At 58.7% G+C, this 19477-nt stretch carries 16 protein-coding genes and 1 pseudogene; 9 read left to right on the top strand and 8 right to left on the bottom strand.

All coding sequences use genetic code 11. From position 1 onward, the window contains the following. Position 1 precedes the first annotated feature (1 nt). Positions 2-520, bottom strand: coding sequence for an LPS-assembly lipoprotein LptE (locus tag ACXAG1_RS08545; RefSeq protein ID WP_475093609.1), 519 nt, complete (start codon positions 518-520; stop codon positions 2-4). A 282-nt stretch (positions 521-802) separates the two neighbouring features. Then, positions 803-3400: a leucine--tRNA ligase gene (gene leuS, locus ACXAG1_RS08550; protein ID WP_475119480.1), complete on the bottom strand. Its 2598-nt coding sequence runs from the start codon at positions 3398-3400 to the stop codon at positions 803-805. Positions 3401-3497: 97 nt separating this feature from the next. Here leuS and ACXAG1_RS08555 point away from each other — a divergent pair, with 97 nt between their 5' ends. The 3 genes from ACXAG1_RS08555 to ACXAG1_RS08565 all read left to right on the top strand — a co-directional run bounded on the left by ACXAG1_RS08555 (position 3498) and on the right by ACXAG1_RS08565 (position 5425). Beyond that, on the top strand, positions 3498-3980 hold the full coding sequence (locus ACXAG1_RS08555; RefSeq protein ID WP_475119481.1) for a zinc ribbon-containing protein: 483 nt from the start codon (positions 3498-3500) through the stop codon (positions 3978-3980). Between the two features lie 74 nt (positions 3981-4054). Further along, positions 4055-4837 carry a YdcF family protein gene (locus ACXAG1_RS08560; RefSeq protein ID WP_475093606.1) on the top strand — a complete coding sequence of 261 codons (783 nt, stop codon included), beginning with the start codon at positions 4055-4057 and terminating at the stop codon, positions 4835-4837. Between the two features lie 183 nt (positions 4838-5020). Beyond that, entirely contained in the window at positions 5021-5425 is a 405-nt protein-coding gene (locus ACXAG1_RS08565) for a hypothetical protein (RefSeq protein WP_475119482.1), read from the top strand. A 20-nt stretch (positions 5426-5445) separates the two neighbouring features. Here ACXAG1_RS08565 and ACXAG1_RS08570 read toward each other — a convergent pair whose 3' ends face one another. The 6 genes from ACXAG1_RS08570 to miaB all read right to left on the bottom strand — a co-directional run bounded on the left by ACXAG1_RS08570 (position 5446) and on the right by miaB (position 12885). After that, complete coding sequence (locus ACXAG1_RS08570; RefSeq protein ID WP_475093604.1) at positions 5446-6378, bottom strand: TIGR01777 family oxidoreductase; 933 nt, start codon at positions 6376-6378, stop codon at positions 5446-5448. 353 nt (positions 6379-6731) lie between these two features. Further along, complete coding sequence (lnt, locus tag ACXAG1_RS08575; RefSeq protein WP_475119483.1) at positions 6732-8321, bottom strand: apolipoprotein N-acyltransferase; 1590 nt, start codon at positions 8319-8321, stop codon at positions 6732-6734. Then, positions 8321-9217 carry an HlyC/CorC family transporter gene (locus ACXAG1_RS08580; RefSeq protein WP_475093601.1) on the bottom strand — a complete coding sequence of 299 codons (897 nt, stop codon included), beginning with the start codon at positions 9215-9217 and terminating at the stop codon, positions 8321-8323. Before ACXAG1_RS08580 ends, lnt begins: the two co-directional genes overlap by 1 nt. A gap of 8 nt (positions 9218-9225) precedes the next feature. After that, positions 9226-9774 carry an rRNA maturation RNase YbeY gene (gene ybeY / locus ACXAG1_RS08585; RefSeq protein WP_475119484.1) on the bottom strand — a complete coding sequence of 183 codons (549 nt, stop codon included), beginning with the start codon at positions 9772-9774 and terminating at the stop codon, positions 9226-9228. A 10-nt stretch (positions 9775-9784) separates the two neighbouring features. Next, positions 9785-10867 carry a PhoH family protein gene (locus ACXAG1_RS08590; RefSeq protein WP_475119485.1) on the bottom strand — a complete coding sequence of 361 codons (1083 nt, stop codon included), beginning with the start codon at positions 10865-10867 and terminating at the stop codon, positions 9785-9787. Positions 10868-11481: 614 nt separating this feature from the next. Further along, positions 11482-12885, bottom strand: a complete 1404-nt coding sequence (gene miaB / locus ACXAG1_RS08595; protein ID WP_475119486.1) for a tRNA (N6-isopentenyl adenosine(37)-C2)-methylthiotransferase MiaB — start codon at positions 12883-12885, stop codon at positions 11482-11484. 192 nt (positions 12886-13077) lie between these two features. On the opposite strand from miaB, the gene ACXAG1_RS08600 reads away from it, so the two are divergent. From ACXAG1_RS08600 to ACXAG1_RS08625, 6 genes and pseudogenes are all read left to right on the top strand, one after another. Beyond that, the gene (locus ACXAG1_RS08600; protein WP_197023776.1) at positions 13078-13410 is read left to right on the top strand and encodes a DUF1820 family protein; all 333 of its coding nucleotides are present in this window, start codon (positions 13078-13080) and stop codon (positions 13408-13410) included. A 248-nt stretch (positions 13411-13658) separates the two neighbouring features. Next, positions 13659-15032 carry a hypothetical protein gene (locus ACXAG1_RS08605; protein ID WP_475093597.1) on the top strand — a complete coding sequence of 458 codons (1374 nt, stop codon included), beginning with the start codon at positions 13659-13661 and terminating at the stop codon, positions 15030-15032. Continuing rightward, on the top strand, positions 15032-15871 hold the full coding sequence (locus ACXAG1_RS08610; protein ID WP_475093596.1) for a hypothetical protein: 840 nt from the start codon (positions 15032-15034) through the stop codon (positions 15869-15871). Before ACXAG1_RS08605 ends, ACXAG1_RS08610 begins: the two co-directional genes overlap by 1 nt. Before the next feature lie 178 nt (positions 15872-16049). Further along, positions 16050-16841, top strand: a complete 792-nt coding sequence (locus ACXAG1_RS08615; RefSeq protein ID WP_475093595.1) for a UDP-2,3-diacylglucosamine diphosphatase — start codon at positions 16050-16052, stop codon at positions 16839-16841. Further along, a complete protein-coding gene (gene olsF / locus ACXAG1_RS08620; protein WP_475119487.1) occupies positions 16838-18514 on the top strand; it encodes a bifunctional ornithine lipid synthase OlsF in 1677 nt (558 codons plus the stop codon). Before ACXAG1_RS08615 ends, olsF begins: the two co-directional genes overlap by 4 nt. A 122-nt stretch (positions 18515-18636) precedes the next feature. Next, positions 18637-19477 (top strand): annotated as a pseudogene (locus tag ACXAG1_RS08625) (NfeD family protein); the annotation flags it as partial.

Genomic DNA, 19477 nt, shown 5'->3' on the forward strand with positions numbered 1-19477 from the left:
ATCAGGGCAGTGCCGGGCTGTCGCGGACTGGGGTGTTGATTTCGATACGGCGCAGGCGGTCGATGATCCGGCCGATAAGTTCGCGGCGCATTTCTTCCCGCTGCAGGCGCTCTTCTTCCCCTTTACTGACGACTTCGGCGTCGTCCCATTCGAGGGTGCGGTAGACGTCGGCGCGGGCCATGGTAAGGAGGTCGCGGCCGGTGTTGTCACGCACGCTGTATTCGGCGCTGGTGATGAGTTCGTATTCGGAGGCGCGGCCCTGGGCATCCACGGAGACGGTACGTTTTTGTTCGATCTCTTTGTGGATGGTGAGGGTGAAGTCGGCTTCGTTAGGCGCTTCTGCTAATGGCAGGCCGCTAGTTTGCAGCAGGCGGGTGATGCTTTCGGCAAGTTCGCTTCTGGGGTCTTCGGTGGTGATGTAGAGCTTGCTTCCGGGAGGGAAGTTTTTCGGTGCGCCGCGGAGGTGCCAGCCACAGGCTGAGATTGCTATGGCCAGGATTATTGTTAGGGTGCGGAGCATTATTGATTTCATCGAGGTCCGTTGCGTTCTTTTGCTGATGTGGTGGTGGGAGGGTGCCGGGTACAGGTTTTCAGGACCGCTGTAGACCCATCCCTGGGCGCTGCGGCGCAAACATCCTGTTTGCGACGCTCCTGAAAACCTGTACCCGGCACCCACCCTTCGCATCTGAGCATTGTGCTTCGTAAGGGAAGGTGGATGCGCTGTGCTTATCCACCCTACGTCGAGGTACTGCCTTAATTTGTAGGGTGGATAAGCGAGAGCGCATCCACCACTCGGGGTCAATCAATTGGCGACGATGTTGACCAGTTTACCGGGTACAACGATCACCTTGCGCACGGTTTTACCTTCGGTAAATTTCAGTACGTTTTCGTCGGCCAGCGCCATTTTTTCCAGGGTTTCCTTGTCGGCGTCTGCGGGCGCTTCGAGTTTTGCGCGCAGTTTGCCGTTGACCTGAACCACCAGGGTGATGCTGGAGCGGACCAGGGCTTGTTCGTCCACTTTGGGCCAGGGCGCGTCGACCAGTTCGCCGCTGTTGCCCAGCGCTTTCCACAGTTCGTGGCTAATGTGCGGGGTGACCGGGGCGAGGAGCATGACGGCGGCCTGCAGGGCTTCGCGTTCTACGGCGAGGCCGTTGGCGGAGTCGCGCTCTGCTACCTTGCCCACTTCGTTCAGCAGTTCCATCACCGCGGCGACGGCGGTGTTGAAGGTCTGGCGGCGGCCGTAGTCGTCGCTGACTTTCTGGATGGTTTCGTGGGTTTTGCGGCGCAGCTGTTGTTGCTTGTCGGACAGCGCGTTGGTATCAATCGCCGCACTACCGTCGCCGGCTTCGATATGGCCGTGGACGGTTTTCCACAGTTTGCGCAGGAAGCGGCTTGCACCTTCCACACCGGAGTCGTGCCATTCGAGGGTCTGCTCGGGGGGCGCGGCGAACATGGTGAACAGGCGCACGGTGTCGGCACCGTATTCCTGTACCGCGGCGTGGGGGTCGATGCCGTTGTTTTTGGACTTGGACATTTTCACCACGCCGCCGGCAACCACTTCTTCACCGGTGGCGCGTTCTACGGCTTTGATCGGCTTGCCTTTGTCATCGCGCTCTACGTCGACGGCAGTCGGCGCGATCCAGGTTTTGTGGCCGTTGTCTTCTTTGTAGAAGGATTCGGCCAGTACCATGCCCTGACACAGCAGGCGCTTGAAGGGCTCATCGCTCTTTACCAGGCCTTCATCGCGCATGAGTTTGTGGAAGAAGCGCGCGTACAGCAGGTGCAGAATGGCGTGTTCGATACCGCCCACATACTGGTCCACCGGCAGCCAGTAGTTGGCGCGGTCCGGGTCGAGCATGCCTTCTTCGAAATCCGGGCAGGTGTAGCGGGCGTAGTACCAGCTGGACTCCATAAAGGTGTCGAAGGTGTCGGTTTCCCGTTCAACGGCTTCGCCGTTGTACTCGTCTTTGCGCCACTCTGTGTCCGCTTTAATCGGTGAGGTGGTGCCGTCGAGCTCCACGTCTTCCGGCAACAGGATCGGCAGTTTCTCCGCCGGTACCGGAATTTCGCCGCCGTCGGCGAGGTTGAACATGGGAATCGGTGCACCCCAGTAACGCTGGCGGGAGACACCCCAGTCGCGCAGGCGGTAGTTGGTGGTGACGCGGCCTTTGCCAGCGGCTTCCAGGCCGTCGGCGATGGCATTGAAGGCGGCGTCGAAGTCGAGGCCGTCGAAGCCGCCGGAATTGACCAGCACGCCTTTTTCGGTGAAGGCTTCTTTTTCCAGATCAATGGACTCGTCGCCGGTGGGGGCGATCACCTGCTCAATCGGCAGGTCGTATTTCTTGGCAAATTCCCAGTCACGCTGGTCGTGGGCGGGTACCGCCATCACAGCGCCGGAGCCGTAATCCATCAGTACGTAGTTGGCGATCCACACCGGCACTTCTTCACCGGTAAGCGGGTGGATGGCCTTGAGGCCGGTGTCCATGCCTTTCTTGTCCATGGTGGCCATATCGGCTTCGGACATGGATTGCTTTTTGCACTCGTCAATAAAGGTTTTCAGCTCTGGATTGGACTCTGCCAGTTCCAGCGCAATCGGGTGTTCTGCCGCGAGGGACACGTAGGTGACGCCCATGAGGGTGTCCGGGCGGGTGGTGTAGACGTCGAAGTGGTCGACACCGGCTATGGTTTTCGGCAATGCGAAGGCCAGCTCGACCCCTTTGGATTTACCGATCCAGTTGCGCTGCATGGTGCGCACCTGTTCCGGCCAGTCCGGCAGCTGGTCCAGGTCTTTCAGCAGTTCTTCGGCGTAATCGGTAATCTTGATAAACCACTGGGGGATTTCCCGGCGTTCGACCAATGCACCGGAGCGCCAGCCGCGGCCGTCTTCCACCTGTTCGTTAGCGAGTACGGTCTGGTCCACCGGATCCCAGTTCACCGTAGCCATTTTTTTGTACACAAGGCCTTTCTTGTACAGGCGGGTGAAGAACCACTGCTCCCACTTGTAGTAGGACGGCTGGCAGGTGGCCAGCTCCCGGGACCAGTCAAAACCGAAGCCAAGAGACTTCAGCTGGCCTTTCATGTAGTCGATATTGGAGTAGGTCCACTTGGCCGGCGCGGTCTTGTTCTGGATGGCGGCATTCTCCGCCGGCAGACCGAAGGCGTCCCAGCCCATGGGGTGCAGCACGTTCTTGCCCTGCATGCGCTGGTAGCGGGAGATCACGTCGGTGATGGTGTAGTTGCGCACGTGCCCCATGTGCAGCTTGCCGCTGGGGTAGGGAAACATGGATAGGCAGTAGAACTTGTCGCGGCTGGGGTCTTCCTTTACCTCGAAGCTTTTCTGCTCGGCCCAATGGCCCTGGGCGGCGGCTTCGACTGCGGAGGGGTTGTACTGCTCTTCCATCTGTGGGGAACCTATACTCTGTGACTCGATCTATTGGGGTGTTCTGACCGGGAGTCTAAGGCCCGGCCGGAAAACCGCGAATTATAGGAGGGATAAGGTGAGTAAGAAACCTAAAGAGGCCGGCAAGGTCGCGAATCCCGATCTTCCAGGGGAAGATGGCAAGCTCTCTACCGAGGCCAAACGCGAGCTGGAAAAGCTGGTGGGGGAAGAGCTGGACGTGGAAAGTTTCACCGCGCGCAAGGCGGCTTTCCTCAACGCCTGGATCAAGGACGACGCCCACCGCGCGGAAAACTACCTGCAGGATCTTGGGGGCGAGCTGCTGACCCAGGAGGAGCGTGTCGGCGACTGGCTGCTGGATGCGGCAGACCCCACCAAGACCGTGTGGCCCGCGGTAATGGGTTGTATCAAGCGCGGTGAGCCCTGGGCGCTGGCCGGTGAGATTGTCGGCGAAGGCGAAGAGCTGCAGTGTCTCGGCTGCGGTTACCGGGCGCTGCCAGATGCCGGTGCCGAAGTGACACCCTGCCACCGCTGTGGCTATGGCTGCTTCCGCCAGATTGTGGGCGGCTCCGAAGACCGCTAGCCCCCTTTGTGAATAGACAAGGAGGCTGCGCCCTGAAATCAACATCCTGAGATGGATCGCGCGCAAACGGAATAATGGAACTGCAAACTGCACTTACGACACTGGTGATGCCGCCATTCGCCCCCCTTGTCGGGATGCTGCTGGCATTTGCCTTCTGGTTTTTTCCTGCCTCTTCCCCCGTCGCCAAACTGTCACTGCCACTGGCTATCCTGTGCTTCCTCACGCTGTGGGTTTTCGCGACACCGGCTTTTTCCGGCTGGCTTGGGCAGCGCCTGGTTCACGAGTTGCCCGTGGCCCCGGAGTCGGAGCCTTCTGCGGTGGTGGTCCTCGGCGGTGGGCGCTACCGGGATGGGGACAGTGGTGTCGAGCGGCTCTCTGCCGCAAGTCTTGAACGGGTTGCCTGGGCGGTACAGCAGGCGCCGGAGAAAATGCCGATTCTGGTTACCGGTGGGCGTGTGTTTGAGGAGGAAAAGCTCCCGGAATCCGACCTGATGGCCGGTGCCCTCGAGGAACTGTTCGGTCGTAGTGCCACTTGGCGTGAGAATTGCAGTCGCAACACGGCGGAGAACGCTTCCAATTCGGCGGCACTTCTACACGATTCCGGAGTCGAAAGCGTACTCCTGGTTACCCACTGGTGGCACATGCCCCGCGCTGCGGAAACTTTTGCCCGTGCCGGGCTGCAGGTGCAACCGCTGCCCGTGGGCAGCCCCGGTGAACTGGTGCCACGGGGTGAGAGCGGTCTGTTGCGCTGGTTACCCAGTGCCGGGGCGTTGATGCGCAGCCAGGTTTACTGGCGGGAGTTACTGGGCCTGCAGTGGTACCGGTGGCGGTCGCTACCGGCACGCAGGCAGTGTTGATTTCGATAAATTGACCAGAATGTAATCGCGGGTTTTGGGTGGCTGGTGAGGTTGCCGTTAGTTTCAGATAAAACTAGTATGGCTGCCTCCGCTGTTTGCCTTTGGATGGCCTGAGTGGCTTCCGGGTAGCGGCAGAACAGGCTACCTAGCGAATAACAACAAAAAAGTTTGAGGTACGGATTGATGTCAGATTTTCCTGCGTCATTTTCCCCTATTCAGCTGCATAATCGGCTGAATCGTCCGGTATGGGTTGGGTTCAAGATGGCCCGCCGTGGCAGTCGACAACTGGTCATGTTGTCCGCGGGTGTCGAGAGCGGCGCCAAGCTCAGTAAGAATTTCGAAACCTTCGTTGGTCAAATTGTGCGCGAATTCAATCTGGATCCCGAGCAAACCGACTTTGTCGAGTTGCGCCAGGAAAAGGCGGAGAGCGAGGGTGCGGTCAACGTCGAGGAAGCCCACAGTTGGTTTCGCTGGCACGCTCAGTGGGTGGGCTCTGCACCAATGGAGTGCAAGGTCGATCCGGTGACTTCCGAGTCGGCGCGTAGTTACCTGGATGAGGTGCTGGTGCGAAGTAACGCCGCCGCCTGAAAGGTATCGCGAGAAGCCAGCTAGTGCCCTCGCGAAGAGGCGTGGGCACTGCCGTTACTGCCCGCCGGGGCCAACAGGTCCTCGAGGGCTTTTTCCAGAGTTGGATATTGGAAGCTATAGCCACTGTCCAGGGCGGTGCGCGGCTCCATGCGCTGGCTTGCCAGCAGTAACTCCTCCGCCATCTCCCCAAACAGGATTTTCAGCATCCAGGCCGGTGTACGCATCAGGCATGGCCGGCGCAACTGTTTTGCCAGCAGGCGCGAGAAGCTGTTGTTGGTGACCGGCTCTGGTGCGCAGGCATTGAATGGCACACACAGGTGACGGTCGATCGCATGCAGCATCAGACCGACGATATCCGCCTCGTGAATCCAGCTCATCCACTGTTCCCCGCAGCTCATTGGGCCACCGAGTCCGGCCTTGAATGCCGGTAACATCTGCTTCAGGGCGCCGCCGTCTATGGACAGCACAATCGAGGTGCGCATGATACCCACACAGATACCGGCCTGTTGCAGCGGTAGTGTGGCCGCCTCCCAGTCCCGACACAGCTCGGCGGCAAAGCCACCGCCCGGGCCACTGGTTTCCTTGAGCAGATCACCACCTCGGTCACCGTAGTAACCGACAGCCGAACCGGAGAGGACGTATTTGGGGCGCTGGGGCTGGGACAGAACCCAGCGTGTGAGGTCGCTGGTGGTGTCGAGACGGGAGCGGCGGATTTCCTGCTTGCGGGCCTCGCTCCAGCGCCGGGAAATGGTTTCCCCTGCCAGGTTCACCACCACGTCGACCGGCCCCTCAACCTGTTGCAGGTCGCGCACCGCATTGGCCGCCTCGCCACACAGGCGGTGAACTTTATCCGGCGTACGGCTCAATACGGTGAGTTGGTGGCCTCTCTCCAGCCACTTCTCGCAGAATTGGCGGCCAATCAATCCGGTGCCGCCGGTAATCAAGCAATGCATATCTCAGGCATCCATGCCGCACATTGTCCGCCGCTGCCAAAAGTGGTTCGGCGCGTGGACTTGATCTGTGCAGTCAAAATAAGTGCAAATTTGTATCTTCCCCGATCCGGGCCGGAGGCATTCTGTGCCGGCGGGAAAGGGGGGAGGCGCTGGGCCTGTGGGTAAATGTACTGCAATGGCTTCCCGGTGATCCGAAAAGTCTGCGGGCGATTTACCCGGTGAATATCTCAGGATAATAGCAGCCGCAAGTTCGCTTGCGGTGGATTCCGGGGGAATATTGGCCGGGCAGGTGAAACCGGGCGGCAAAGGAAGGCAATCGCCGCCCCGGCTTTCGGCCCGAGGGTAAGTGTGGGCTAGTCCAGCGCGCGGGCCACGGCACCATCGGTGGTGTTTGCGGGGGATTCCCGGCGGCGCTGCAACAGGACCGCGGCTATCAGCATGAATACCGCCAGTGCTACCAGGCCCCAGACACCCATCACCATAAACGGCGTTACGCCGCTGCGGGCCTGTACCTGGCCAACCATGGTGGCCTGTTCGAACTGGGGAAGTTGCTCGGAGATGTTACCGTCGGGAGTGACAATGGCGGTAATTCCGGTATTGGTGCCCCGCACCAGGTAGCGCTGGGTCTCCAGCGCGCGCATCTGTGCCATCTGCATGTGCTGCAGTGGACCGATGGACTTCCCAAACCAGGCATCGTTACTCAGGGTCAGCAAAACCTGTGCGTCGCCACTGCTCTGCGCAACCAGCTGTGGATACACAATTTCGTAGCAGATCAGCAGTGCCCAGCTGAGCCCGCCGGCGTTCAGCGGTGTTTGCCCTTCGGGGCCCGGGCGGATAAATGACGTGGGCAGGTTGAAGAACTCGATGGTGCCGCGGATCCAGTCTTCCAGTGGGACATATTCACCAAAGGGCACCAGATGGCGTTTGTGATAGAGCTGTTGTTCGCTGCCGAATACCGCAGCGGAGTTGTGCACCACACGGCGGTGATTCTGCTCGGTATCGTAGAGAATTCCGGTAATCAGGTCGGTCTTTGCATCTTGCGCGTTGGACTGCAGGGCTTCCATCAAATTGGGTGCGTGATGGTACAGCAACGGCAGCGCTGCTTCGGGCCAGATCACCAGATCTACGCCCTGCTGGTGTAGGGATTCTGTGGCGGTCTGGTAGCGTCGGATGGTTTCACCGCGAAATTCCGGCAACCACTTTTTTTCCTGAGGGATATTCGCCTGCACCAGTCCAACGGTACGTGAGTCATCGCTGGCCTGAGTCCACTCCACATTGGTCAGCAATAGGCCTACAGGCCAGATCAGGGCGGCAGAGATGCCCAGAGCCATCGCCGCCGGAGATTTCCACAGGCCTGTGCCGAATGCCCAGCGTGCGAACAGCGCGAACACTGCGCAGGTAAACGCCAGCAACAGGCCAATACCGTAAACACTGAGAATCGGCGCCCAACCGGCAAGCCAGGTGTGAATATGTCCGTAACCGGCAAACAGCCAGGGAAAGCCAGTAAACATCCAGGTGCGGCACCACTCACTGATAAACCAGAGTGCGGCAAAGGAGAGGGCAAAAGAAACCGGGTTTGCGCGAAAGCGCGCGAGCAGGATAAACGGCAGGGCAAACAGCACCGCCATAATGCCGACAAAGGCAGCGGTAAGAATCACCCCGAGCAGTGGGGATGAGTTACCGAAATCGGTGATGGAAACATATACCCATGAGCCACCGGTGGCGAACAGGCCAAAGCCGTAACACAGGGCCAGCCAGAAGGTCTGTTTGCCGGAGAGCGCTGGTGCATTTTTTCCTGGCGCCAGCAGCCAGACAAAGAGCCCTAGGGAGAGCAGGCTGCACCACCACAAATTGTACGGCGCAAAGGAAAGGGTAAGCTGGCCGCCCGCGATCAGGGCGGCCACCGAGGGCAGAGCCCTCGAGTAGAACGTAGAATTACGCATCAACCATCTTCTTCAGCGGGCCTGTCGAACCGACTTACACGCAGCAGGTGAATCTGCCGGTTGTCGGCGTAGAGGACGCGGAATTGGAATTCCCCGAGCTTGGTCATTTCATCGCGCCCCGGCAGGTGGCCGAAGGACTGCATGATCAGACCGCCGATGGTGTCGAACTCTTCATCGCTGAATTCGCAATTGAAATAGTCGTTGAAGTCCTCGATGGGGGTGAGCGCTTTCACCACAAAGTCGTTGTCGCTCACTTTGCGGATAAAGCTATCCGCTTCTTCCTCGTCGGTCTCGTCTTCAATTTCGCCGACGATTTCTTCGAGGATGTCTTCAATGGTTACCACGCCCGAGACACCACCATACTCGTCGATTACGACAGCCATGTGATAGCGGTTCTCGCGGAATTCCCGCAGCAGGATATTCAGGCGCTTGCTTTCGGGAATGATATTGGCGGGGCGGATATGATCTTCCAGGCGGAAATCGTCTACGCCTTTCAGCACCAGTGGCAGCAGATCTTTGGCCAGCAGGACGCCGCGGATATCGTCGATGCTCTCGCCCACCACCGGGAAACGGGAGTGGCCGGACTCGATGATCTTGGGGAGGAAGTCCTTGGGGCAGTCTTCAATACTGACCACCACCATCTGTGAGCGCGGAATCATAATCTCCCGCACCTGTTGGCTGGAAACATCCAGCGCTCCCTCGATGATGGACAGGGCTTCGGCATCGACCACCTTGTTTTCGGCGGCGTCCTTGATGATGTCCAGCAGCTCATCGCGGGATTTGGGTTCTTGTGAGAAGGCACCCAGTATTTTTTCCAACCAGTTTTTCTCCCCCGATCGGGGGCGGTTGGAAGAGGAGCTACTTGGGGGTTCGTCGGTGGTCATGGATGTGGCCATACTCCGCGTTACTCGTCGGTTCCGTTTGTCGTTTTTTCGGCCTGTGCGTCTTGCGCAGGCGCTTCAATAGGCTGGTATGGGTCTTCGATACCAAGTTCAGCCAGTATGCGGGTTTCGAGATTTTCCATGATCTCGGCTTCATCGTCCTCGATATGGTCGTAACCCAAAAGATGCAGTGTGCCATGGACCACCATGTGTGCCCAGTGTGCGGACTGGGCTTTGTGCTGCTGTTCCGCTTCCCGCGCCACTACCTGCGCACAGATCACCAGGTCGCCGAGCAGGGGTAGGCCCAGCTCCGGAGGTATGTCCGCAGGGAAGGAGAGTACATTGGTGGGTTTGTCTTTGCCGCGATACTGGCCGTTCAGGGCCTGGCTCTCGTCCTCGTCGACGATGCGCAAGGAGATCTCGGCTTGGGTGCGATGCTCGCCCACGGCAGCCGTCGCCCACCGGGCAAGATCGGCATCATTTGGGAGTGGGGAGCAGGAGGTGGCCCGCTGCACATCCAGATGGACGTCAGCGGGCGAGCGCGACTGGCTCTCGGACAAATTGGCGTTCATGGGCGCGGCCTCAGGCCGCATTTTCTCCAGCGCGACCAGCGGCTTCCAGCGCAGCGGCCTTGCGCGCCGCGCGCTCGGCTTCCTGCTGCGCTTCCACTTCCGCTTCGTGCTCACCGTAGGCCTCCACGATCCGCTGTACCAGCGGGTGGCGGACCACGTCTTTGGCGCCGAAGTGGGTGAAGCTGATGCCGTTGACGTTGCTCAGCACTTCAATCGCGTGCTTGAGGCCGGAGGCCTGGCCGCGGGGCAGGTCGATCTGGCTGGGGTCACCGGTAATCACCGCGGTGGATCCGAAGCCGATCCGGGTGAGGAACATCTTCATCTGCTCGCGGGTGGTGTTCTGGCTCTCATCGAGAATCACAAACGCGTTATTCAGGGTACGGCCGCGCATATAGGCCAGCGGGGCTACCTCGATCACATTGCGTTCGATCAGCTTGCCCACGGTCTCGAAGCCGAGCATTTCATACAGGGCGTCGTACAGGGGGCGCAGGTAGGGGTCGACCTTCTGGCTCAGGTCACCGGGCAGAAAGCCCAGTTTCTCGCCGGCTTCCACCGCCGGGCGTACCAGCAGGATCCGCTCCACGGAGTCCTTGAGCAGGGCTTCCACGGCGCAGGCCACGGCCAGATAGGTTTTACCGGTACCGGCGGGGCCTATGCCGAAGTTGATATCGTTGGTCTGAACCGCGCGTACGTATTTGCGCTGGTTGATCCCTCGCGGGCGCACGGAACATTTCTTGGTGCGGATCAGTACCACCTGATCGCCTTCCCCTTCTTCGATTTGCTGCTTTCCGCTGACCAGCTCTTCCACTCCGGACTCCTGCAGGGCAAGGTGAATCTGCTCCGGGGTCACTTCGTCGTTGGCTCCGGATTCCTGATACAGGTTGTTCAATATCTCGCCGGCGGCGCGGGCGGACTTGGCATCGCCGTAGAAGGCAAACTGATTGCCGCGATTGCGGATTTCGATATCCAGTCGCTGCTCTATCTGGCGCAGGTGTTGATCAAATTGGCCACAGAGGTTGGCCAGGCGGCGGGCGTCGTTTGGCTCAAGAGTGATACTGTGAGCGAGGGCTTGTGTTTCCAAATTGGGTTCCATGCACCTTTGTCTGATGGTTCAGTCTGTAGGTTATACCCATTTCACCGGTATGGGAAAGGCCGGTTTGTGACGAATGGGTTCTAACCGGTCGGGTGGCTTATAACAGGGGAGTATGAAGGTTTTGGGTCGCTTCCGGGTTTTGGTGCTTCGTAGTGGGCTTCGGAGCTTCGTAGATGGTGCCAGGTCTTTGGTGCTCCGTAGCTAGCCTTGTGGCGGCCCTGCTGCCGGTATTCGTTTCCGGGACACGCTACAAGCACCCGCAAGCGGGCCGGCCGCCAATCAAGATTGGCGTCGTTCGGCTGCGTGCGAAGCGTTGCTTCACAAACACTTGCCTTACCCCTGTGCGCTCGGACACGGCCATCCATGGCCGCGTACGGTCCCGGAAACGAATCCCGGCAGCATGCCCTTAGCATCGGCTTCAGTGCACGTACGACCACATGGATTCAAGTTGGTTTGATGTGTAAAGCGAAGGCGCTGATACCGATAGTCCTTTGCGAGACCTTCCGCGAGAGGGACCTCGTGGAAGAGCCCCCAGGGATGGGTTCACGGCGTGTCTCGCAAAGGACTATCGGTAGCAGGGCCGCCACAGGCCCCGCCGATTAAGGACCACTAAATCAGCTCAGCGGCCCATCCAGCTCAGAAGCCACCAAAGTCCCGCGCAGGGAGTTCGGCAGTGCCTCTTCGATCAGCACATCGGCAAACTTACCGATCAGCTCCAGCTGATCACAGCGGAAATTGACCACGCGGTTGTTTTCAGTCCGGCCCTGTAACTGGCCCGGGTCTTTTTTGGAGACGCCGCTGACCAGAACGCGTTCTACATTGCCCACCATACGGTGTGCGATTTCGCGGGCCTGCTGGTTGATGCGGTGTTGCAGCAGTTGCAGTCGGTGTTTCTTCACTTCTTCCGGAGTGTCGTCCGGCAGGTCGGCCGCCGGCGTGCCCGGGCGGGCGGAGTAGATGAAGCTGAAGGAGATATCGAAACCCACATCCTGAATCAGCTTCATGGTGGCCTCGAAGTCACGCTCGGTTTCACCGGGGAAGCCGATAATAAAGTCAGACGACAGGCAGATATCCGGGCGAATCGCCTTCAGGCGGCGGATCTTGGACTTGTACTCGAGCGCCGTATGGCCGCGCTTCATCGCCATCAGAATGCGGTCGGAACCACTCTGAACCGGCAGGTGCAGGTGGTTTACCAGCTCCGGCACTTCCGCGTATACATCGATCAGCGCATCCGAGAACTCCACCGGGTGCGAGGTGGTGTAGCGGATGCGGTCGATACCGTCGATGGCGGCAACGTAGGTGATCAGCTCGGCAAAATCCACGATCTGGCCGTCTTCACCGGGCGCGCGGTAAGCGTTTACGTTCTGGCCCAGCAGGTTTACTTCGCGGACTCCCTGGTCTGCCAGGTGTGCCACTTCTTCCAGCACGTCCGCCACCGGGCGGCTCACTTCCTCACCGCGGGTGTAGGGCACCACACAGAAGGTGCAGTACTTGGAGCAGCCTTCCATAATGGATACGAAGGCGCTTACGCCGTCCGCTTCCGGCTGCGGCAGGCGGTCGAATTTTTCGATTTCCGGGAAGGAAACGTCGACAACGATGGCGCCGCTCTGCTGCTTCTTGGTTTCCATCATCTCCGGCAGACGGTGCAGGGTCTGCGGGCCGAATACCAGGTCAACATAGGGCGCGCGTTTGGCGATGGCCTCGCCTTCCTGGCTTGCCACACAGCCGCCAACCCCGATCACCAGATCCGGGTTCTTTTCTTTCAGGTGCTTCCAGCGGCCCAGCTGGTGGAACAATTTTTCCTGTGCTTTCTCGCGGATAGAACAGGTGTTCACCAGCAGCACGTCCGCATCTTCCGGATCGTCGGTGGGCACCATCTGGTGAGATTCGCCCAGCAGGTCCCGCATGCGCGCAGAATCGTACTCATTCATCTGGCAGCCGTGGGTCTTGATAAAGAGCTTCTTCACCGGTTTTTCGGTCGGTTCGGAGGACTTCTCGGGGGACATCTCAATAGACATGTTGGGCCTGGTTAAAAACTGGTCAATTCAAAAGGTGGGGCATTATACCGGCCGCGTTTGGGGCTGCATAGACGGGGGTTGGTTCCGGTGGTACCCTTCCGCGCTTTTCGTGGCTGAGGCCACCCGCACACTAGAATTCACGGGGCTTTCGCAATTTCCCTTGTACATTTCCGCCCCCTCATTGAGCGATCTATGGCAAACCCAATCTACAAAGTCATTTTCCACAACCAGAACCAGGTGTTCGAGCTCTACGCCCGTGCCATCTACCAGAGTGAGATGTACGGCTTTATCGAAGTGGAAGAGTTCGTGTTTGGGGAAAAGTCCCAGCTGGTGGTTGACCCCAGTGAGGAAAAGCTGAAGACCGAGTTCTCCTCGGTGAAGCGCTCCTATATCCCCATGCACAGCATTGTGCGCATCGATGAGGTGGAGAAGGAGGGCGTTGGCAAGGTGCATGAAGTGAAGGGCGACAAGGTGGCCCAGTTCCCGTTCCCGGCACCCATGCGGCACCCGACAGATTCCGACTGATCGGAGAGCGGTTGCGAAAACGGGCCAATTGGCCCGTTTTTTTATGCCCGGAATTTGGGATTGCGGAGTAGAAATACCCGACTTTTCGTCGACATCGACGCCTGTTCCGTGAAATTCTGGCGCCTGCATTGCTTTCCTAACGCCATTTGTCGCATCGAAGCCGCTGGCTGAATGCTGCCAGCTATGCTGAAAAAGGGAGTCCTTCCTCCCGAAAACCTAAAATGTAGTGGAAGTTTTTAGGTGACAGCATGACCTCAATTCCGGCTACCAAAGCCGCCATCACAGCCCTCAAAATCGAGCAGCGCGTCGAGCGCGATGTGAAAGCGGGTATTCCCGAAGTCGATCGTCGCAACCACACCGAGAGCGAAGAGAGTATGCGCTCTTACGTGGTGCGGGAGATCATCGGCCGGGTGCATGAAAACCGCCAGAGCGAGCTGGACAAGGAGCTGGCGGATCGCAGTGAGGTGGATATCCGCCAGCTGCACCAGGAAATGAAAAACACCGAGTCGCTGGTGGAGAAAACCGTTGCCGGGCGTCTGGCCCATCTGGTGAGCGGGTTGAAGCAGCGCGCCCAGGAGTACTCCGCACTGCGCATGGACCTGGAAATGTTCCGCCAGCGCAACGGCCTCACCCGCGAGGCGGTGTATCGGGAGTCCAAATTGCTGCACTTTTCCGTGATCTTTTTTATTGTGATTATGGAGACGGTGCTAAACGCTTTTTTCCTGTCGAAGGGCAGTGACCTGGGTTTGGTGGGCGGTTTTTTTCAGGCGTTTATCATTTCAATGATTAACCTCGGATTTGCCGCATTTCTTGCGTTTTCCCTGCGCCACTGCCTGCACCAGAACCCGCTGAGAAAAATCGGTTCCGGAACCCTGTTCCTCGCGGTTCTGACCACCGCGGTGGTATTCGTGCTCGGCGTTGGCCACTACCGCGAGGCGCTGGAAGCCAATCCATTCACCGCGTCGCAGGTAGCGATGACCACGTTACAGGCACAGCCCCTGGGTATTCAGGATTTCAATTCCTGGATCATGGTGGTGGTTAGCGGCATCGCGCTGATTCTGCTGGCGGCCAAGTTTTTTGTGGTGGATGACCGCTACCCCGGGTACACCGCCATTACCCGCCGTGTGAAACAGCAACAGCAGGCATGGCGCGAGGCCCATGAAGACGCCATCGAAAGCGTCAACGAGATGGCCGAGGATATTCAGGAAACCATTTCCGATACGGAAAAAACCATTCGCGCGCAGTTTATCCAGTTCAAGGCCAGCATCGAGCGCAGCGAGGAAATCCATCGCCACTATCACGAAGACATCATCAAGGCGCAGGGATTGCTGGATGAGCTGGTGCGGTACTACCAGTCTTACTCGGCACGTATGATGAATCGGCGCTCTGCCTACTTTGGCGAGCTGCTGCGGTTTGAATTGGACAAGCTGCCACAGCTGAATACCACCGGACTGGAGCAGCACAAGCGGGATCTTGTCACCTTCGAAACGGTGATGGATGAGCTCGATCAGTCCTATAGCGATGCGGTGGGGGTGGTCAATCAGCGCTGTGAATCGATTCAGGCCTCTCTCGCCGCACTTGTGGATAAACTGGAGCTTGATCACGGACTGCGGAGAGTGTGATGGGAGACTTTCACCGTCGTCGCGCTTGTCGCTCGCCGGGTCGCTCGCTCAGCCGGGCTCGCCCCTGGCGGCGATTGTCCAGGGAAGACAAAAGAGGCACGCTGATTTTTGCCTTGGGAGCGCTGATCCTGGCAGCACTGGTGGTGTTTGCGCTGCAGGTGGTGCGCTCGCCGGCGCGGGATTTCGACAAGGTCACCCTGTGCAATCCGCATCTTCCGCGCTTTGCCCAGCACCTTGTGGTGATCGACGCTTCCGATACGCTCTCGGCGCACCAGGCGCATTTCCTGAAAACCCATTTGTCCGGATTACTGGAGACGGCGTCGGTAAACGACCGCTTCTCCATTTTCGTGCTGGATGATCACTACAACGGGCTGTCGGAGCCGGTGATCAATCTGTGCAAGCCGCATTCCGGCGAGAGTGTCAGTGCGCTTACCGCGAACCAGCAGTTTGTACAGGCGCTGTACAAGCAGCGTTTCGAGCAGCCTCTGGATCACGCCATTGGTCGCGCGGTTTCCGGTGGCGAGCAGCCGGTTTCTCCCATCTACGAGGCGTTGTCCGATGTGGTCGCACTCAACCATCTGGATCCGGCCGCGGAGCACGTCCAACTCACCATTGTCAGCGATATGATCCAGAATTCCCGCGCAGGCTCGGTATTCAAGGAGGGTTCGGCGGCCATCGATCAGCTGCCACTGATTGATCTGCGCAGAGCCCGAACCCGGGTCTACTGGCTGGACCGTGAGAAATACCAGCGCTACCAGACCGCCGAGCTAGAGGCCAGCTGGCAGGATTATCTGGGCAGTGTATCTCGACTGGAAACTATTCAGCGGGTGCGCAATTAAGGTGGAGGGCACACCGTTATTCCTCCAAAGCCCAATTTTCGTCACCATTTTCCTCTTTGTGGTTGGTTTGCAATAGAAGCTTCAAGAAACAGCCGCCGGTTTGTAAGAAAACTCAAGCAAAGTTTTATCCCATCTGATGTGGTCCAAACCCTTGATGGAATCTGGATGGAACTTGCCAATGAGTAATCGATATCGCGCACTGTGGATTTCCGATGTTCACCTGGGTAGCCGGGATAGCGAGCCGCAACGGCTGGCGGACTTCCTCGCCCAGAACACCGCGGACACCGTGTATCTGGTGGGCGATATTTTCGATATGAAGGCCATGTCCCAGGGCAAGGGCAGTTGGTGCAAGGCCTCCAGCATGCTGTTGGAAATGCTGTCCGACCTCAGCACCCGGGTACCGGAAATCATCTACGTGCCCGGCAACCACGACGCGCCCATGCGCAGCTGGGCGGGCAAACGCCTGGGCAATATCCGCGTCGAGCGCGAGTGGGTCCACACGGCCTCCGACGGCAAGCGCTACTGGGTTACCCACGGGGACCAGTTCGAACATCACATCGATATCAATCCTGTCAGCTACCACATTGGCGATCAGAGCTATTACCTGATGCTGCGGTTTAACCGCTGGATCAATTACTGGCGCAGCCGGTTCGATAAGCCATGGTGGTCCCTCGCGAATCACGTAAAAAATCGTGTAAACGCCGCCCGTCGGATGATGAACAAATTCGAAGAAGTGGCTATTCGCGAAACCGGTCGTAAAGGTTACGACGGTGTTATCTGTGGTCACATTCATCGCGCGGGTATCCGTCACAGCGCGTCAAAAGACAGTGCGGTGACCTATGCCAACTGCGGTGATTGGGTCGACTCCATGACCGCCATTGTGGAAGAAAAGAGTGGCGCTCTAAACGTATTGCACTGGCACCGGACGCCGAAGATTGCACGTATCATGACAGAGGCGGTAGCCGCATGATTCAGCTCGAAAACCTGTTACAGAAAAATCCCTGGTACAGCGCCGCGCCGAAAAGCCCCGCGCGCCGCCTGGTTTCCGCCACGGTAAAGAAAATCTGCTGTGAGCAGCAGCTCCAGCAATTCGGTAAAAATTTCCCGCACCTTGGAGGCCTGGACTTTATCCGCCAGGTGTTCCGCTCCTTCGATTTTCATTACGACGTCAATCTGGCGGAGCTGGAGCGGATACCTACGTCTGGCCCGCTGGTGATTGTGTCCAACCACCCTCTGGGTAGCCTCGATGGGCTCGCCCTGATCGATATGGTGGCGCGGGTACGCAAGGACGTGAAAGCGGTGGCCAGCCAACTACTGTGGAATATCGAACCCCTGCGTGGCTATTTACTGCCGGTGGATAACTTTAATGGTCGCACCCGCCGCGAAGACGTGGAAGGTATATACAGCCACCTGCGCGCTGGCGGTGTGATTATCGTGTTCCCCGCCGGGGAAGTGTCGCGCCTGACCCACCAGGGTGTGCGCGATGGCCGCTGGAATCCTGGATTTATCCGCTTCGCCGATAAAACCGACGCGCCTATTTTGCCGGTGCAGGTACGCGGCAGAAATTCCCTGTGGTGGTACGGTCTGTCCATGGTGAACAAGCCGCTATCTACCCTGTGGCTGATCCGTGAAATGTTCAAACAGGTGCGCAAGGGTATCGATATCCGCATCGGCACACCGGTAACCCCGGAGCACTATCGGGACTGGCCCATGGCGCCCCGCGCTCAGGCCAAGTTGTGGAAAAAGCAGGTTTACCGCCTGCACAAAAATCCACAGGGGCTGGCACCGGAACCCATCGCCGGTGCGGAGGCTGCTCCCGAAGTCGCTGCGGTTCTCGCCAATTGTGAAACCCTGGTCGCGCAGGGAGAGTTTGAAGTGAAGCTCTACCGCCAGCAGTCCGACTGCCCGGTTATGCGCGAGCTGTCCCGCCTGCGGGAAATTGCCTTCCGCGCGGTGGGCGAGGGTACCGGCAACAGCCGCGACTGGGATGCCTTCGATGCCTGGTACGATCACCTGTTGCTGTGGGATAAACAGCGCCAGCAACTGGCCGGTGCCTATCGACTGGTGAGCACCGACGGACTGACTGCAGACAAGATCTACAGCACCACCCTGTTCAACTACTCCCGCCCCCCGGAAGAGTGCCTGCCGGCCTCCGCCGAACTGGGCCGCAGTTTCCTGCTACCGGAATACTGGCGCAGTCGAGGCCTGGATCTGCTTTGGTGCGGTATCGGCCAGTGGATTCTGCGCAATAACCGCCGCTTCCTGTTCGGCCCGGTCTCCATGCCCGGCAATTTCTCCCGCCGCGCCAAGTCCGCCATCGTGCGCTATTTTCTACACCACTTTGCTACCCAGAAGCCTATGGGCAATGCGCGTCTGCCATTTATCGAAGCACGCGCAGACTTGCCGGAGCTCACTGGTGACGCCAATGGGGATATGCTGCAGCTGAAGCAAATTCTCAAAGAAGAAGGTGTGGTGCTGCCGCCACTTTTTAAAAAATACACCGCGGTGACCAGCCCCGGCGGCACCAGTTTCCATGCATTCAATATCGACCCGGATTTCTGCGATTCCGTGGATGGTCTGGTGGTAGTTGATCTGGAAAAAATGGACTCCAAGTTCGCCAAGCGGTACCTGGCGGCGAGCTGATCTACACACTATGCGTCGGCAACAGGTTTCGGCTTATCGGTAACCGGCGCTCAATTCCCTATACCTGCTGGCGATTCTGTTACGCTTGTGTTTCCTGTCCTTTCGCACCCGGGATAACACTTATGCAACAGTGGTGTTCGAAAGCGGTAACCGCCTGCCTGCTGCTGATTCTGGGGCAGATGTTTTCTATTGCTGGCCTCTCCCAACCGGAGCAAGAGAGGCAATCGGAGCAAGAGAGTCAAACAGAGCGAGTGGTAGGCGGCGCCGGCGAGTCCGAAGCGCAGAATCAACCGCATATTGCGCAGCTCTCCATTAATGGTCCGATTGGACCGGCAACCACCGACTATCTGATTCGCACCAGCAAGACCGCCCGCGAAAAGGGTGCGCGCTTGTTTATCGTAAATATGGATACCCCCGGGGGGCTGGATGCGGCCACGCGGGATATTATCCAGCATATCCTCGCGTCCGATCTTCCCTACGTCACCTACGTCACTCCTGCAGGTGCCCGTGCCGCCAGTGCTGGCACCTATATTCTCTACGCCAGTCATGTGGCGGCGATGACACCCTCGACGACGCTCGGCGCGGCGACACCGGTGCAAATTGGCGGCATGCCGGGTGAGCAGGAGCCTCCACAAAACGCACCCGATAAAGCGGCGGAAGGCGGCAGTGATAAGAGCGGTGACGACAAGAGTGCCGGTACAGGCGATGAAGCTGAAGCCGAGAAAGATAGCGCCAAGCCCGGCACCGCGATGGAGCGCAAGGTGATTAATGATTCCGTGGCCTATATCCGCGGCCTCGCCCAGCGTCACGGGCGCAATGCCGACTGGGCGGAAAAGGCAGTGCGCGATGCCGCCACCTTGACCGCCCAGGAAGCGCTGGCGGAAAACGTCATCGATGTGGTGGCGGATAACCAACAGCAGTTAATTCAACAATTGCCAAATCGTGAAATCGTATTGAACGGGA

Source organism: Microbulbifer sp. ABE4_465 (assembly GCF_056160765.1).

What these genes read in the sequence shown, in the direction of transcription:
- ACXAG1_RS08545 (WP_475093609.1), bottom strand. Translation starts at nt 520, where the DNA reads ATGCTCCGCACCCTAACAATAATCCTGGCCATAGCAATCTCAGCCTGT.
- leuS (WP_475119480.1), bottom strand. Translation starts at nt 3,400, where the DNA reads ATGGAAGAGCAGTACAACCCCTCCGCAGTCGAAGCCGCCGCCCAGGGC.
- ACXAG1_RS08560 (WP_475093606.1), top strand. Translation starts at nt 4,055, where the DNA reads ATGGAACTGCAAACTGCACTTACGACACTGGTGATGCCGCCATTCGCC.
- ACXAG1_RS08565 (WP_475119482.1), top strand. Translation starts at nt 5,021, where the DNA reads ATGTCAGATTTTCCTGCGTCATTTTCCCCTATTCAGCTGCATAATCGG.
- ACXAG1_RS08570 (WP_475093604.1), bottom strand. Translation starts at nt 6,378, where the DNA reads ATGCATTGCTTGATTACCGGCGGCACCGGATTGATTGGCCGCCAATTC.
- lnt (WP_475119483.1), bottom strand. Translation starts at nt 8,321, where the DNA reads ATGCGTAATTCTACGTTCTACTCGAGGGCTCTGCCCTCGGTGGCCGCC.
- ACXAG1_RS08580 (WP_475093601.1), bottom strand. Translation starts at nt 9,217, where the DNA reads ATGGCCACATCCATGACCACCGACGAACCCCCAAGTAGCTCCTCTTCC.
- ybeY (WP_475119484.1), bottom strand. Translation starts at nt 9,774, where the DNA reads ATGAACGCCAATTTGTCCGAGAGCCAGTCGCGCTCGCCCGCTGACGTC.
- ACXAG1_RS08590 (WP_475119485.1), bottom strand. Translation starts at nt 10,867, where the DNA reads ATGGAACCCAATTTGGAAACACAAGCCCTCGCTCACAGTATCACTCTT.
- miaB (WP_475119486.1), bottom strand. Translation starts at nt 12,885, where the DNA reads ATGTCTATTGAGATGTCCCCCGAGAAGTCCTCCGAACCGACCGAAAAA.
- ACXAG1_RS08600 (WP_197023776.1), top strand. Translation starts at nt 13,078, where the DNA reads ATGGCAAACCCAATCTACAAAGTCATTTTCCACAACCAGAACCAGGTG.
- ACXAG1_RS08605 (WP_475093597.1), top strand. Translation starts at nt 13,659, where the DNA reads ATGACCTCAATTCCGGCTACCAAAGCCGCCATCACAGCCCTCAAAATC.
- ACXAG1_RS08610 (WP_475093596.1), top strand. Translation starts at nt 15,032, where the DNA reads ATGGGAGACTTTCACCGTCGTCGCGCTTGTCGCTCGCCGGGTCGCTCG.
- ACXAG1_RS08615 (WP_475093595.1), top strand. Translation starts at nt 16,050, where the DNA reads ATGAGTAATCGATATCGCGCACTGTGGATTTCCGATGTTCACCTGGGT.
- olsF (WP_475119487.1), top strand. Translation starts at nt 16,838, where the DNA reads ATGATTCAGCTCGAAAACCTGTTACAGAAAAATCCCTGGTACAGCGCC.